This window comes from Marinobacter sp. GH_1, from assembly GCF_048595985.1.
GTDB lineage: Bacteria > Pseudomonadota > Gammaproteobacteria > Pseudomonadales > Oleiphilaceae > Marinobacter > Marinobacter shengliensis.
In genome coordinates this window covers 341502-355031 of sequence record NZ_CP184460.1, presented here as the reverse complement: position 1 = coordinate 355031, position 13530 = coordinate 341502, and the positions used below count along the sequence as shown (strand labels likewise).

Annotated in this window: 15 protein-coding genes; 8 read left to right on the top strand and 7 right to left on the bottom strand. The window is 57.9% G+C overall.

The window, feature by feature from the left end; all coding sequences use genetic code 11:
- Window positions 1-80 precede the first annotated feature (80 nt).
- The 3 genes from ACNSOI_RS01575 to ACNSOI_RS01565 all read right to left on the bottom strand — a co-directional run bounded on the left by ACNSOI_RS01575 (window position 81) and on the right by ACNSOI_RS01565 (window position 1703).
- Window positions 81-506, bottom strand: a complete 426-nt coding sequence (locus tag ACNSOI_RS01575) for a TIGR01244 family sulfur transferase (RefSeq protein WP_152437129.1) — start codon at window positions 504-506, stop codon at window positions 81-83.
- A 27-nt stretch (window positions 507-533) separates the two neighbouring features.
- A complete protein-coding gene (locus ACNSOI_RS01570; protein ID WP_420194962.1) occupies window positions 534-1400 on the bottom strand; it encodes an MBL fold metallo-hydrolase in 867 nt (288 codons plus the stop codon).
- Between the two features lie 174 nt (window positions 1401-1574).
- Complete coding sequence (locus ACNSOI_RS01565) at window positions 1575-1703, bottom strand: hypothetical protein (RefSeq protein ID WP_267313113.1); 129 nt, start codon at window positions 1701-1703, stop codon at window positions 1575-1577.
- Between the two features lie 90 nt (window positions 1704-1793).
- Between ACNSOI_RS01565 and ACNSOI_RS01560 the strand changes: the two genes are divergently transcribed.
- Complete coding sequence (locus tag ACNSOI_RS01560; RefSeq protein ID WP_152437127.1) at window positions 1794-2246, top strand: hypothetical protein; 453 nt, start codon at window positions 1794-1796, stop codon at window positions 2244-2246.
- A gap of 83 nt (window positions 2247-2329) precedes the next feature.
- Complete coding sequence (locus ACNSOI_RS01555) at window positions 2330-3292, top strand: SLAC1 anion channel family protein (protein ID WP_152437126.1); 963 nt, start codon at window positions 2330-2332, stop codon at window positions 3290-3292.
- A 42-nt stretch (window positions 3293-3334) separates the two neighbouring features.
- Here the strand turns inward: ACNSOI_RS01555 and ACNSOI_RS01550 are convergent, their stop codons facing one another.
- Complete coding sequence (locus ACNSOI_RS01550) at window positions 3335-3880, bottom strand: rhodanese-like domain-containing protein (protein WP_152437125.1); 546 nt, start codon at window positions 3878-3880, stop codon at window positions 3335-3337.
- Window positions 3881-4128: 248 nt separating this feature from the next.
- Between ACNSOI_RS01550 and ACNSOI_RS01545 the strand changes: the two genes are divergently transcribed.
- The 6 genes from ACNSOI_RS01545 (at window position 4129) to ACNSOI_RS01520 (ending at window position 10539) form a co-directional block, all read left to right on the top strand.
- Entirely contained in the window at window positions 4129-5178 is a 1050-nt protein-coding gene (locus ACNSOI_RS01545) for a cytochrome-c peroxidase (RefSeq protein ID WP_152437124.1), read from the top strand.
- A 155-nt stretch (window positions 5179-5333) separates the two neighbouring features.
- Entirely contained in the window at window positions 5334-6071 is a 738-nt protein-coding gene (gene nfsA / locus ACNSOI_RS01540; RefSeq protein ID WP_152437123.1) for an oxygen-insensitive NADPH nitroreductase, read from the top strand.
- 106 nt (window positions 6072-6177) lie between these two features.
- Window positions 6178-7695, top strand: coding sequence for a malate dehydrogenase (quinone) (gene mqo, locus ACNSOI_RS01535; RefSeq protein WP_420194961.1), 1518 nt, complete (start codon window positions 6178-6180; stop codon window positions 7693-7695).
- On the top strand, window positions 7692-8852 hold the full coding sequence (locus ACNSOI_RS01530; RefSeq protein WP_152437121.1) for a Re/Si-specific NAD(P)(+) transhydrogenase subunit alpha: 1161 nt from the start codon (window positions 7692-7694) through the stop codon (window positions 8850-8852). Before mqo ends, ACNSOI_RS01530 begins: the two co-directional genes overlap by 4 nt.
- Complete coding sequence (locus tag ACNSOI_RS01525) at window positions 8852-9139, top strand: NAD(P) transhydrogenase subunit alpha (RefSeq protein ID WP_058092994.1); 288 nt, start codon at window positions 8852-8854, stop codon at window positions 9137-9139. Before ACNSOI_RS01530 ends, ACNSOI_RS01525 begins: the two co-directional genes overlap by 1 nt.
- A gap of 2 nt (window positions 9140-9141) precedes the next feature.
- Entirely contained in the window at window positions 9142-10539 is a 1398-nt protein-coding gene (locus tag ACNSOI_RS01520) for an NAD(P)(+) transhydrogenase (Re/Si-specific) subunit beta (protein ID WP_152437120.1), read from the top strand.
- Here ACNSOI_RS01520 and ACNSOI_RS01515 read toward each other — a convergent pair whose 3' ends face one another.
- Genes ACNSOI_RS01515 through ACNSOI_RS01505 form a run of 3 tightly spaced genes read right to left on the bottom strand, consistent with a single transcriptional unit; the run spans window position 10540 to window position 13477 of the window.
- Entirely contained in the window at window positions 10540-11211 is a 672-nt protein-coding gene (locus tag ACNSOI_RS01515) for a LutC/YkgG family protein (protein WP_152437119.1), read from the bottom strand. It lies immediately after the preceding gene.
- Window positions 11211-12653, bottom strand: coding sequence for a LutB/LldF family L-lactate oxidation iron-sulfur protein (locus tag ACNSOI_RS01510; protein WP_152437118.1), 1443 nt, complete (start codon window positions 12651-12653; stop codon window positions 11211-11213). The genes ACNSOI_RS01515 and ACNSOI_RS01510 overlap by 1 nt, the downstream gene beginning before the upstream one ends.
- Complete coding sequence (locus ACNSOI_RS01505) at window positions 12650-13477, bottom strand: (Fe-S)-binding protein (RefSeq protein WP_152437117.1); 828 nt, start codon at window positions 13475-13477, stop codon at window positions 12650-12652. The genes ACNSOI_RS01510 and ACNSOI_RS01505 overlap by 4 nt, the downstream gene beginning before the upstream one ends.
- Window positions 13478-13530: the final 53 nt, after the last annotated feature.

The window sequence follows — 13530 nt, the reverse complement described above, 5'->3', positions numbered from 1 at the left end:
GAGTAAGCGAGTCCTTTCGTTATATCAATTTCAATATATCTATAGGTCTATTAGTTTTAAGCAAATGATCGATGGCTTGATCATCCTGCCTTCTTATCCAGCAAATCACGGATGGATTGCGGGTCGTGCCCTGCTTCGTGCGCGGCCTTAAGCAACATCGGGATGTTGCATTGCGGATTCTGGGCGCGGCTCTGGGCCCACATATGCACCGCTCGCCGGCCGGTCCTGCAAAAGCCCAGGATTGGTGTCGGCGCCGCATCCAGCGCCTTGCCGAACGCTTCGACATCGGCGGCGGTGTACTCGCCGGAGGCCACCGGCACACAGAACCATTGCAACCCCGCGCGCTCCGCTGACTCACGAAAAACATCCTCACTTTCGTAGCCTTCTTCGCCCACCCGCCGGTTGCAAATCACCGCTTTGAAACCCTGCTGGCGAACGCTCTCGAAATCCTCAGGGGTAATCTCGTCCGAAATCGCAAATCCGGGTTCAACAAAATGCACTTTCATTACTTGCTCTCCTCTGGGTCAACCTGCTCAAAACCGGTTGACCGGTACTTTCAGATAAACTTGACCGTTTTGCTCCGCCTCAGGCATTTCTCCGGCGCGCATGTTTACTTGCACCGAAGGAAGAATCAGCCGCGGCATATCCAGGGTGGCATCCCGCTCGGTTCTCAGGCGCACAAACTCCTCTTCCGCCATACCCTCGCGAACGTGGATATTGCGTGCCCGCTGTTCAGCGACCGTGGTCTGATGCTGATACTCATCCCGGCCCGGGGCTTTATAGTCGTGGCAGAGGAAAATGCGGGTCTCGACCGGCAGTGCCAGCACCTTCTGCACTGATTGATAGAGCACCTTGGCGTCTCCCCCCGGGAAATCACACCGAGCCGTGCCGGAATCCGGGGCAAACAGGGTGTCCCCGACAAACGCAGCCTCGCCGATGACATAGGTCAGGCAGGCCGGTGTGTGGCCGGGGGTGTGAAGCACATAACCCTCAAGCGCACCGATCCGGAAACGGTCACCTTCTTCGAACAACTGTCCGAACTGGCTGCCGTCCCGGGCAAACTCGGTACCGGCATTGAAGGCCTTACCAAAGATTTCCTGAACCTCAATGATGCGCGCGCCGATACCGGTCTTACCGCCAAGCCGCTCCTGCAAATACGGCGCTGCCGAGAGGTGGTCCGCGTGGACATGGGTTTCCAGAATCCATTCCACCACCAGGCCGTTGTCCTGGACATAACGCACGATCTCGTCGGCTGAGCGAACATCGGTACGGCCAGCGGCGTAATCGAAATCAAGCACCGAATCGATAATGGCACAGGCATCACTGCCCGGATCTTTCACGACGTAGCTGAAGGTATTGGTCGCTTCGTCGAAGAAGTGGGTGACTATTGGCTGTTGCATAGTCGTTTCCTCCTCGGAATGGTGTGGATCACTCGCCGACCACTAAACCATACATAAAGGAATAACGATATACCTATTAGCAATATACATTTCTATATCGATTATAGGGGAAGGTAATCGACCAACTATTTTCGATAGCAATCAATGAATAACGAGGACGGTGAGTAGGAGCGGCTAGTGCCGTTCCTCAAGATCTTCGTAACCGGTGATCATGGGCTTGATCTGACTGGTCACCGTCGTGCCAATGGTGGCCATGTAGACGTGGGCAGACAGTCCGGGCACTACCCTGAATTTGCATCTCACTCTTTCGCCCGACAGTGACAATGTCACTGAACTCGCTCCCATCGCCGCTCTATATTGGTAAGCGACATACTCACTCAAGGAGCCCAACCAATGACAAATATTCTCAAACTTTTCACCCTGGCCGTTCTGGTTACACTGGCACCGATGCACGCGATGGCCGCTAGCCACGGGAACAAAGGTAACGCCGTAGAAGAAGTTCTGGTGATTCTGTCCAGCGACTCCCTCCAGACTCAGGGCATGGCTATGGTGCTGGCCAATACCATGGCGGAGAAAGGCGCCAAGGTTAACGTGCTGCTGTGCGATGAAGCCGGTGACCTGGCTCTGAAATCCTATGAAGGCGAAGCCCTGGCACCGCGTAACGTGACGCCCGGTCAAATGCTGCGTGGACTGTTGAAAGCGGGTGGTACTGCACACGTTTGTGCGCTGTACCTGCCTAACAGCGACCACGGCAAAGACGACCTGATTGACGGTATTGGTGTCGCCATGCCGCCGCAGATGGCCGACCAGATGCTAGACCGCAAAATGCGCACCTTCACCTTCTGAGGTGATCGGGTAGCCGCGTTATAGCGACAACGCCAGCCCCAGGGCTGGCGTTTCAGGTTCTAAACAGACAACTGAGGTAAACAATGGCCCAAGCTGAATCCTCCCGCCTGCAAAACTTCCCCGTCTCATGGTTTGCCACGGTGATGGGCCTGGCCGGCCTGACCATTGCCTTGCATCGGGCCGAGGCGGTCTTTGGCCTTCCCTCAACCGCCAGCCTCACCGCGTTGGTTCTGACCATAACGGTGTTTACCAGCCTGGCATTGCTCTATGCCCTGAAGGCGGCACGATACCCTCAGCAGGTGAAGGCAGAACTGAACCACCCGATCAAACTCAATTTTGCTCCGACCATTTCCATCGGGTTGATTCTGATCAGTATTGCTCTGCTCCCTCACCGTCAGGGCGCGTCTCTGATTATCTGGGGTTTAGGCACAGTACTGCATCTGGGTTTCACGCTTTACGTGCTCTCGGCATGGATTCACCACACTCACTTCGAGATCAACCACATGAACCCGGCCTGGTTCATCCCGATTGTCGGTAACATTCTGGTGCCCATTGCCGGGGTGCAACATGGTTTTACCGAGCTTTCCTGGTTTTTCTTCAGCATTGGCCTGGTGTTCTGGCTGGTGTTACTGACCATCATCTTCAACCGGATGTTTTTCCACCACCCGTTGCCTGGCAAGCTGCTACCCACATTGTTCATCCTGATCGCGCCGCCGGGAGTAGGCTTCGTGTCCTGGCTCCAGCTTACCGGTGAACTCGACAGCTTTGCCCGGGTGCTTTATTACAGCGCCCTGTTTCTCACCCTGATGCTGTTTACCCAGGTGTCGCGATTCCTGAAGTTGCAGTTTTTCCTGTCCTGGTGGGCTTATTCGTTTCCGATGGCCGCCATCACCATCGCTACATTGACCATGTATCAGCGCCTGGACAGCCCGTTCTTCAAATGGCTGGGCGTTGGCCTGCTGTTAATTCTGGTGGTATTGATCGCGGGGCTTGTGCTGAGAACGGCGATTGCCGTACGCCGACGGGAAATCTGCATTGAGGAATAACTGGAAGAGAATGGGTGCCTGCCATCGCAGGCACCCCAACGATTAAGGACGGTAGATTTTTTCCGGGTTGGCTTTGGTAGACCAGGGCATTCCGGAATTCTGCCAGCCATTCTTCAGGCGCATGCCCTTCTGGGGGCCTTCTTTCAGGGAGTCCCCCTGGAAGCCGTGATCCACATACTTCACGTTGGTAAAGCCGCGCTCCAGCAAATAGTCTGCGCTGGGCTTACCACGGGCAGAACCTGAACGACACATGGTGATGATCAGCGAATCCCGATCCAGGCCCTTTTCGGCCAGCGCGGCGTCCACCTCGGCGACGAAATTTTCATTGATGTCCATGGCGAAGACGGCTTTTTCTTCATTGAACCGGGTGCGATCCACCACCTGGAACGGAATGTTCAGGTCCACCGCATCGGTAAAGCCGATGAACATGATTTCCACCGGGTCCCGTACGTCAATGAACAGCACCTGGTCACCCTGTTCCTGAACCATGTCGAGGGTTTCCTGTGGTGTCACTGACAGCGCTTCCTCTGCCTGGGCCGTGGTCACCAGGCCAAAACTGAACAGCAACATCACGAGTAACGATTTCATGGCAATCTCCTGTTTTGAGTCTAGGATCTCTCTTCGAGCATAACGATATAACCTAACATTTGACACCCACCAAACCGCTTCGTTCAGCGGCGAAATGTCGCAGCTAACCCTGAATATCCACGACAAAAAGTGAAAATTGACAGACATCAATTATGACGCCAACTCTGACCGGTTTTCCGTGCAGTTGCCGGGGCATTTGTTAACTTTGGTTCAGAGAGACCAGACCTGTCTCATAAGGAGAGTGAACCATGATAAAACGTCCGTTAACCAAAGCCCTGATTCTGAGTCTTGGATTCATGGCAGGTTCCGCTGCCGCGGATCAGCTGCTCGACCGGGCCAGAAGCACCTTCGAACCGATTCCCAAATACCCGCCAGTGATTGACGGCAACGAGCTGACCCAATCCAAGGTGGAACTGGGCAAGATGCTGTTCTTCGAACCGCGCCTGTCTTCCAGCCATCTGATCAGCTGTAACACCTGCCACAACGTCGGTTTAGGCGGAGATGATTACTTGCCGGTGTCCATCGGTCACGGCTGGCAGAAAGGCCCCCGTAACTCCCCGACGGTATTCAACGCGGTGTTCAACGCAGCGCAGTTCTGGGATGGCCGGGCAGCCGACCTTGCCGAACAGGCCAAGGGCCCGGTTCAGGCGGGCGTGGAAATGAGCAGCACGCCGGAGCGAGTGGTTTCTACCCTGAAGAGTATGCCGGATTATGTTGAGCGCTTTGGCGATGCCTTCCCGGGACAGGATGACCCGGTAACCTTCGATAATATGGCCATTGCCATCGAAGCTTTCGAGGCAACCTTGATCACTCCGGACTCAGATTTCGACAAGTACCTGCGTGGCAACACTGAGGCGATGAATGAAAAAGAGAAAGAGGGACTGGCCCTGTTCATGGATCGTGGCTGCGCGGCCTGCCACAGTGGTGTGAACCTGGGTGGCCAGGAATACTATCCGTTTGGTCTGGTCGAACGCCCAGGCGGTGCCATTCTGCCCGAGGGTGACCGCGGCCGCTTCGAAGTGACCCAGACAGCCACCGACGAGTATGTGTTCCGTGCCTCGCCACTGCGCAACATCGAACTGACTGCTCCGTACTTCCACTCTGGTGCGGTTTGGAGCCTGGATGAAGCCGTCGCTGTAATGGGTACTGCGCAGCTGGGCACTGAGCTGAACGACAGCGAGGTTCAATCCATCGTTGCCTTCCTCAAGACCCTGACCGGTAACGTGCCGGAAATCCGGTATCCGATCCTGCCGCCGAGCACAGCCACTACCCCCCGGCCAACCGATATGGTGCCGTGATCGTCTGATCGGCTGACATCGTTTACAGCGCGCCTACGGGCGCGCTTTTTCGTTCAGGGCACGGGGCCATACGAACAAATCCCCACCTTTGTCCTGTTGTGTCCGTCCTGATAAGCAAGCTATCGTCTGCCTTTACCTGCAGCAGATGAGGTCCTATGAATCCGACCATTGAACTCCTGAAATCCCATCGCTCCATCCGCAAATTCAAGGATCAGCAGATTCCCCGGGAACTGTTTGAAGACCTGATCCGTGCCGGGCAATGCGCAGCTACCTCCAACCACGTCCAGGCCTACACCATTATTCATGTGGTCAATCCGGAAAGCCGTCGGAAACTGGCAGAACTGGCTGGGGGGCAGACCTATGTGGAAAGCTGCTCGGATTTCCTGGTGTTCTGCGCCGATATGAAGCGGGCCACCGAATCGGCAGAGAAAGCCGGAGCGGATGTGATTCGTGGTATGACCGAGCAACTGCTGGTGGCCAGCATTGATACCGCCCTGATTGCGCAGAATGTGGTGGTAGCGGCTGAATCGGAAGGACTGGGTATCTGCTACATTGGCGGTATTCGCAACAACCCGCAGGAAGTGAGCGATCTACTCAAATTACCGGAACATGTGTACCCGGTATTTGGTCTGTGCCTGGGCTATCCGGACCAGCAACCGGAAGTGAAGCCGCGCCTGCCTCTGGCAGCCATTCTCAAGGAAGACAGCTACGACGACTCAACTGACGAGCGGCTGGTCGCCAGCTTCGACGATACAATGGCCCGCTATTACCGCGAGCGCACCGGCGGCAACAAAGACACCAGCTGGTCCGAACAGCTCAAGCCGCTGTTTACCAGCAAGCTCCGGCCGCACATGAAGGAGTTCCTGAATAAAAGAGGCTTCGGCCTGAAATAGGTCGGTTTTTTCGATCCTTTAATACCAAGAAACACGATTTTTACGAACCAGACGTTCGACTAAAGTATGAACCCTTTTATTCGTTTGCTACCGAAAGGGTCATACTATGGCGAGCTTCGATACAGATGTACTTCTGATTGGCGGCGGCGTAATGAGCATTACGCTGGCGTCTCTTATTTCACAGCTGGACAGCTCGCGCTCAATGACACTGGTCGAGCAGGGCCGGCAATTGGCCGGCGAGAGCTCCGACGCCTGGAACAATGCCGGAACGGGTCACGCAGGCTACTGCGAGCTCAACTATACCCCGGCACAGGGCGATGGCAGCGTCGCCATTGACAGGGCGCTGGCCATCAATGAGCGGTTTGAGGTATCCCTTCAATACTGGAGTTCACTCGTCGAGAAGGGCCTGCTGCCGGGGCCTGAAAACTTTATCCGCAGCGTACCGCACCTCAGTTGGGTGCAAGGCCAGGACGACTGCCGGTTCCTGCGCGCCAGGCACCGCGCATTGCAGACCCACCCACTTTTCCAGGGTATGGAATTCACTGATCAGGATTCGACGCTCTCAGACTGGCTGCCTCTGATCCACGGAGCGCAGCAAACATTCACACCCTCGGCAGCCACCCGCGTAACGCATGGCAGTGATGTCAATTTCGGCTCGCTGACCCGCCTGCTGGGGCGTTCACTCACCCAGTCCGAGGCCTGCGATATCCGCCTTCAGCGCCGGGTGACGGGGCTTGAACGTCACAACCGCGGATGGCGGGTGACGCTTACCAATCATGAGAGTGGCGAACAACAGGTTCTCACGGCCCGCTTTGTCTTTATCGGCGCCGGTGGCGCCGCGCTGCCCCTGTTGCAAAAAGCGGGGGTTCAGGAAGCCCGCGGGTATGGCGGCTTCCCCGTTTCCGGACTATGGCTGGCTTGCAATGACCAGAGCCTGGCTCTCCAGCACAACGCCAAAGTCTACAGTCAGGCCCCGGTGGGTGCTCCGCCCATGTCTGTTCCGCACCTCGATACCCGTTTTATCAACGGTAAGGCTGCTCTGCTGTTCGGTCCCTTCGCCGGTTTCACAACACGCTTTCTCAAAGAAGGTGGCGTGATGGATCTGGTTCGGTCAGTAAGACACCACAACCTGAAGCCGCTGCTTGATGTGGCTATCCACAACTGGCCACTGACCCGCTATCTGATCAAGGAGTCGCTCAGCCCGAAATCATCGCGCCTTGAGCAGCTGCAGCGTTTTATCCCGGACATTGATCCCGACGCCTGGAAGCTGGTGAGAGCCGGGCAACGGGTGCAGATCATTAAACCCGATAGCCAAGGCCGCGGTTTACTGGAGTTCGGCACGGAAGTCCTGAGCACCAGCGATGGCAGTCTGGCAGCGCTGCTGGGCGCCTCCCCCGGCGCGTCCACCTCCGTCGCCGCCATGCTCGATGTGATAGAGCGCTGCCTGCCCGAACTGGTTCAGGGCGCCTCCCTACAAACCCTTCAGGCACTGATCCCCAGCTACGGCCAGTCGCTGCAGCAGGATCACCAGCTTCTGGCAGACATCCGCAAGCACACCCTCAGTACCCTGGCATTGGGTAATGGCATGGAAAACACTCAAACTGAACGGAGCCTTTACGCATGATGATTGGCATACCCCGAGAGCGAGTCCCGAATGAGAACCGGGTCGCTATCATACCCACCGGTGTTTCGACGCTGCTCGAAGCTGGCTACGAAGTCATCGTCGAGAGCGGCGCTGGATTGGCCGCACACTTTACCGATGACGATTATCGCCATGCCGGCGCAATCATCGCTGACGATGCCAGTGCCCTGTATCGGCAAGCATCCGTCATTCTAAAAGTGCTGGCCCCCACCCTCGAGGAAGCCGATCTTATTCAGGAAGAGAGTACGATCATCAGCTTGCTGAACCCATGGTTCAACAAGCCACTTCTGGAGCGGTTTGCGTCCAGAAAAGTACAGGCATTTGCGCTAGACCTCGTGCCCAGAACAACCCGGGCGCAGCCGATGGATGTGCTGAGTGCCATGGCCGGCATCAGTGGCTATCGAGCCGTGCTCAGCGGCGCCATGGCACTGCCACGATACTTCCCGATGCTGATGACCGCCGCCGGCACCATTCACCCGGCGCGGGTACTTGTCATCGGTGCCGGCGTCGCCGGATTGATGGCCATCGCTACCGCGCGGCGCCTGGGCGCCGTAGTCGAGGCTTACGATCTGCGACCAGAAGTAAAAGAGCAGGTTCAGAGCCTGGGAGCCGATTTTATCGAAATTCAGGTGCCATCATCGGAGACCACTGGCGACAGCGGCTATGCAAAAGCCCAGAGCGAAGCCTTCTATACAGCACAGCGCCAGCAACTGGCAGATTGTGTTGCACGGGCGGATATGGTGGTCACGACCGCGGCGGTTCCAGGCAAACAGGCACCGAAACTGATTAACAGCGACATGATTCATCGCATGAAGAGTGGCTCGGTGATTGTCGACCTGGTGGCCGATAAAGGTGGCAACGTAGAGGGCACCGTGCTGAATAAAAAAATCGTGGTGGATGGGGTAACACTTGTCGGGCACGCCAACCACCCTTCCCGGGTGCCGGTTCATGCCTCCCAACTGCTGACCAGGAACATAACCGCCTTCCTTCTCAACATGACCAAAGCCGGGCAGCTTGTTCCCAACTTTGACGACGACATTGTGTCCGCAACCCTGGTCACCCAGGGCGGACAGGTGCTTCACGGCGCTGAGCCTTCCGCCCCAAAAAACGAACCCACCGAAAGCAAGGAAACCGCCTGATGGAACTGTTTGTTCTCAGCTTCACCATTTTCATTCTGGCACTGTTTGTTGGCATTGAACTGATCAACAAGGTGCCACCAACACTCCACACGCCATTGATGAGTGGCACCAACGCCATTTCCGGGATCGTCATCGTGGGCGCCATCATCAGCGCTGGCAGCTCGGACCTCTCTCCCAATGTTGCCGGCGTACTCGGTTTTATCGCCGTGACTCTGGCAAGCATCAACATTGTAGCCGGCTTTATGGTTACAGATCGCATGCTGAATATGTTTAAGCGAAAGGGATAATCATGTTTGCACTAATCAACCTGTCTTACCTGGCTGCGGCGGTTTGCTTCATTCTTGGCATTAAAGGCATGACCCGCCCGAAAACCGCGGTTCGCGGCAACCAGATCGCCGCCATCGGTATGCTGATCGCCGTTGTTTCCGCCCTCCTGCACCAGGGAATCATCAACTACACCGCTATCCTCGCCGGTATGATTCTAGGCGGCAGTATCGGTATCTGGCTGGCCCGGCGCACCGCCACCACCGAAATGCCTGAACTGGTGGCCAGCCTGAACGGTATTGGCGGGGGCGCGTCGGTCGCGGTGGCCGCCAGCACCTGGATTCAAACGGTTGCCTCGTCCGGTGCGGGCAGCAATGGCTGGACGGCAGCGATTCTTGTCTCAATCATTATTGGTTCGGTGACATTGACCGGCTCAGTGGTGGCCGTGTTGAAACTGAAAGGCAACATTGGGGACAGCCGCAATAACCGCCTGTGGCACAGCGTCACACTGATCACACTGGTCGCAGCTCTGATTGGTGCCGTTCTGTTCACGACCGAAGCCAGCACCAGCCCGCTGGCACTGGCTGCACTTATCGGCCTTTGCCTGCTGCTCGGGGTTGGGCTGGTCCAGCCGATTGGCGGTGCCGATATGCCGGTGGTGGTGGCACTTTTGAATGCCTACTCGGGGCTTGCCGGCGCCGCAACCGGTTTTGTGCTGGGTAACCAGGGGCTGATCATCACCGGTTCTCTGGTGGGTGCATCGGGGCTGATCCTGACGGCCATCATGTGCAAAGCCATGAACCGTTCCCTGCCCAACGTGCTATTCGGTGGCGTCTTCGGCGCCACTGGCAACAGCGCCAACAAGCAGGACGAAGGCGAGTTCTATGATGGCAAGGTGAAATACGCCACGCCTGACGATCTGGCCCTGCTACTGGATGGCGCCCGCAATGTGGTCATGGTGCCGGGTTATGGCCTGGCGGTGGCGCAGGCCCAGCACGCGGTCAAGGAACTGGCCAACCAACTTGAGGGCCGTGGTGCGAAAGTCAGCTACGCCATTCACCCGGTTGCCGGGCGCATGCCGGGGCACATGAATGTGCTGCTGGCGGAAGCTGAGATTCCCTATGATCAGCTGAAGGATATGGAGGCGATCAATCCGGAACTGCCTCAGGCCGATGTGGCCATCGTGCTGGGAGCCAATGACGTGGTGAACCCGGCCGCCGCCGAAGATCCGAACTCGCCCATCTTCGGCATGCCGATCCTGGATGTTCACAAGGCAAAAACCGTGGTGGTGGTCAAGCGAAGCCTGTCCGCTGGCTTCGCGGGCATTCCCAACGGCCTGTTCATTCGGGACAACAGCCTGATGGTGAAAGGTGATGCCAAGGAAGTACTTCAGGCAACCACCACCGCAATCAAAGATCTCTGATCAGGCGTCCTCAAGGATGAGGACAACCAGTTCCTTCGGGCCATGGGCCCCGTACGCGAGCACCTGCTCGATATCTGCGGTTTTGGACGGGCCGGAGACCAGCAACAGGTTCGTCGGTAAACCGGCGGACCAGTTGTGCTTCTGCATCATGCCGTACAAGTTGTCTTCCACCTCACTGGCCTTAAGCAAGGCTATGTGCAGCGGCGGCAGCAGGCTCATCAAGCGAGGTTCGTGGCGATCCGGCCAGAGCACCAGAGAACCGGTGGCTGCAATGCCCCCCACAGTACCAGTTATGCTGGCATCCACCTTCCAGAACAGCTCATCTTTCCATTCCTCGATGGGCCGGTCATAGACCATCAACTGAACTTTCGCACTGCTTCTCTGCCAATGCACCGCCAGCTGTCTGCCATGGGCGGTGCCTGGGGCGTATAGCAGATTGCCCAAACCTCGGCTCTCCAGCAATTCCTGCACTTTGGCAGGCCACTGGGCACTGGTGACCTGATGAACCTCGGTGTGTACCGCTTCCATCAAAGAGCGCAGGCGGGTAATCCGGTCTTCCGGGGCATACTGCCAGGGGTTGGTAACCAGACCCTCGTCGAAATCATCAGGCCGGGGCGTGGTGCCGGCCAGGCCGGCACGAAGTTTGTTCAGAATATTGCTGCGGGCGCTCATCACCGATCCCCCTGATTCAGATGGGCTTTGGCCAGATCGTGCAACGACCGGCGGGCCGGCACCGGTGCTGAGTGGTTCTCGGTCCACGGGCCGACGTTTTTCGGTGCCAGCTTGCGCAAGCGGGTCGCGCCCCACAGGAACAACCGGTAGAACATCGGCGAAGTGTTCAGTCTGGCCCAGAAGCGCCAAATCACACGCTCTTTGCGGGAGTATTTGGCACCGCCGTCTTTCACTTTCGGCTGCTCCGCCGGGCTTTTCACGTTCTCCTGCCGCAATCGCTGTAGCATCTCCGGAATCGGAATCTTCACCGGGCACACTTCGCCACAGGCACCACACAATGACGACGCGCTGGGATGATCCGGCACCTTGTGCAGGCCCACCATGTGCGGCGTAATGATCTTGCCGATCGGCCCCGGATACACCTCGCCATAGGTATGGCCGCCCACCCGGGTATACACCGGGCAATGGTTCATGCAGGCGCCGCATCGGATACAGTTCAGGGTCTGGCGCAGCTGGGCATCGGCAAAGGCGCCGCTGCGGCCGTTGTCGAGCAGCACCAGGTGGACTTCTTCCGGGCCATCCAGCTCATCCGCCTTGCGGGGGCCGGAGATCATGTTCACGTAGGTGGTGATGGGCTGGCCCAACGCGGAACGGGTCAGCAGCGACAACAGGGGCACCACGTCCCGCAGGTTTTCCACCACCTTTTCAATGCCGGTGACGGCAATGTGCACCGGCGGCGCGGTGGTACTCATGCGGCCATTGCCTTCATTTTCCACCAGCAGCAGAGTGCCGGTTTCGGCGATGGCGAAGTTAACACCAGACACCCCAACGTCCGCTTCCAGAAATTTCTGGCGCAGGGTGCGCCGGCCGATCTGGATCAGCTCGTTCACATCCTCGGTTTCTTCCACGCCCAGCTTGTCATGGAACAGTCTGGAGACCTGGAAGCGGTTCTTGTGAATGGCCGGCATGATGATGTGGGAGGGCTTTTCGCCATCCAGCTGGACGATGTACTCGCCCATGTCGGACTCCAGGCACTCGATGTTGCGCTCGGCCAGGTAGTCGTTCATCTCCATTTCTTCGCTGACCATGGATTTGCCTTTCACCACCTGAGAGCCCTGTTTCGCCTCGATGATGGCGTGCACAATGCGGTTGGCTTGTTCCGTGGTCTCGGCCCAGTGCACCTTCACACCGTTGTCGGTCAGCTTGGCTTCCAGCTGTTCAAGTAGATCCGGCAGCTGAGACAGGGCCCGGGCTTTGATGTGATTGCCCAGCTCCCGCAGGCCCTCGCGCTCGTGTTCATCCGGGAACGCATCGGCGCGCTTTTTCATCAGGGAGTCCATGGCCACCCGAAAGTTGGTGCGCAGCTGGTCGTCCGCGAGGGCGCCCACCGCACGGCCACGGAAGCTGTCGGTCAGTTCTTTGACCGGTATGCGCTGGCTCATGATGTCACCTCACCGCTGACCCGCTCCCACAGGAAACTGGCCAGATGCCGGCCCCGGAAGGCCTGTTGCTGTTTTTCCAGGGAACCATTGATGTTGAGCAGGCAGCCGCCATCGGCGGTGATCATTTCCGCCGCGCCAGATTCCCGCAGCGAACGGGTTTTGTCCAGCACCATGGCGCCAGAGACTTCCGGCATACGCACGGAGAACGTCCCGCCAAATCCGCAGCATTCGCTTTCGTGGTCGTGGTCCAGACGCTCTACGTTCGCCAGCTTGCCCAGCAGCTCACGGGCGTGCAGGTGGGTATTCATTTCCCGGCGGGCAGAACAGGAGGTGTGCAGGGCAATCTGCGTGGGCTGGCCCAGATCCTGCCAATCCACCTTGCACACATGCAGCAGAAACTCGGTCAGCTCGAACGTGCGCTCGGCCAGGCTTTCCACTCGCTTGAGGGTATCCGGCTCTTCAGCAAACACCTCCCGGTAGTGCTGCCGGAACATGCCGGCGCAGGAACCAGAAGGCACCACCACCGGCAAGTCGTTATCCAGCAGGTTGAGCTGTGCCCGCGCCACCTCCCGGGCCTCGTTCACGTAACCCGAAGTCCAGGCGGGCTGGCCGCAGCAGGATTGCGCCTGGGGAAAGTGCACGCGAATGCCTTCCCGTTCCAGCAGGCGGATGGCATCCAGCCCGGCTTCGGGGAAGAACAGATCCACCACGCAGGTACCAAACAGCGTGACCTCCGTCGGCTTGGCCGGGTAACTTCGGGGCTTGGGGCGCTCCGGGGCCACACGGGTGGCGTTCGGGGCGGCATCGTAGAACAGCTCACTCATCAGTCATTGCCTCCGGGCGATGCGGCCATCGGCCGCTCGCCCGTCATCGTTAG

What these genes read in the sequence shown, in the direction of transcription:
- ACNSOI_RS01575 (WP_152437129.1), bottom strand. Translation starts at nt 506, where the DNA reads ATGAAAGTGCATTTTGTTGAACCCGGATTTGCGATTTCGGACGAGATT.
- ACNSOI_RS01555 (WP_152437126.1), top strand. Translation starts at nt 2,330, where the DNA reads ATGGCCCAAGCTGAATCCTCCCGCCTGCAAAACTTCCCCGTCTCATGG.
- ACNSOI_RS01560 (WP_152437127.1), top strand. Translation starts at nt 1,794, where the DNA reads ATGACAAATATTCTCAAACTTTTCACCCTGGCCGTTCTGGTTACACTG.
- ACNSOI_RS01510 (WP_152437118.1), bottom strand. Translation starts at nt 12,653, where the DNA reads ATGAGCCAGCGCATACCGGTCAAAGAACTGACCGACAGCTTCCGTGGC.
- ACNSOI_RS01530 (WP_152437121.1), top strand. Translation starts at nt 7,692, where the DNA reads ATGATGATTGGCATACCCCGAGAGCGAGTCCCGAATGAGAACCGGGTC.
- nfsA (WP_152437123.1), top strand. Translation starts at nt 5,334, where the DNA reads ATGAATCCGACCATTGAACTCCTGAAATCCCATCGCTCCATCCGCAAA.
- mqo (WP_420194961.1), top strand. Translation starts at nt 6,178, where the DNA reads ATGGCGAGCTTCGATACAGATGTACTTCTGATTGGCGGCGGCGTAATG.
- ACNSOI_RS01515 (WP_152437119.1), bottom strand. Translation starts at nt 11,211, where the DNA reads ATGAGCGCCCGCAGCAATATTCTGAACAAACTTCGTGCCGGCCTGGCC.
- ACNSOI_RS01525 (WP_058092994.1), top strand. Translation starts at nt 8,852, where the DNA reads ATGGAACTGTTTGTTCTCAGCTTCACCATTTTCATTCTGGCACTGTTT.
- ACNSOI_RS01505 (WP_152437117.1), bottom strand. Translation starts at nt 13,477, where the DNA reads ATGAGTGAGCTGTTCTACGATGCCGCCCCGAACGCCACCCGTGTGGCC.
- ACNSOI_RS01520 (WP_152437120.1), top strand. Translation starts at nt 9,142, where the DNA reads ATGTTTGCACTAATCAACCTGTCTTACCTGGCTGCGGCGGTTTGCTTC.
- ACNSOI_RS01570 (WP_420194962.1), bottom strand. Translation starts at nt 1,400, where the DNA reads ATGCAACAGCCAATAGTCACCCACTTCTTCGACGAAGCGACCAATACC.
- ACNSOI_RS01550 (WP_152437125.1), bottom strand. Translation starts at nt 3,880, where the DNA reads ATGAAATCGTTACTCGTGATGTTGCTGTTCAGTTTTGGCCTGGTGACC.
- ACNSOI_RS01545 (WP_152437124.1), top strand. Translation starts at nt 4,129, where the DNA reads ATGATAAAACGTCCGTTAACCAAAGCCCTGATTCTGAGTCTTGGATTC.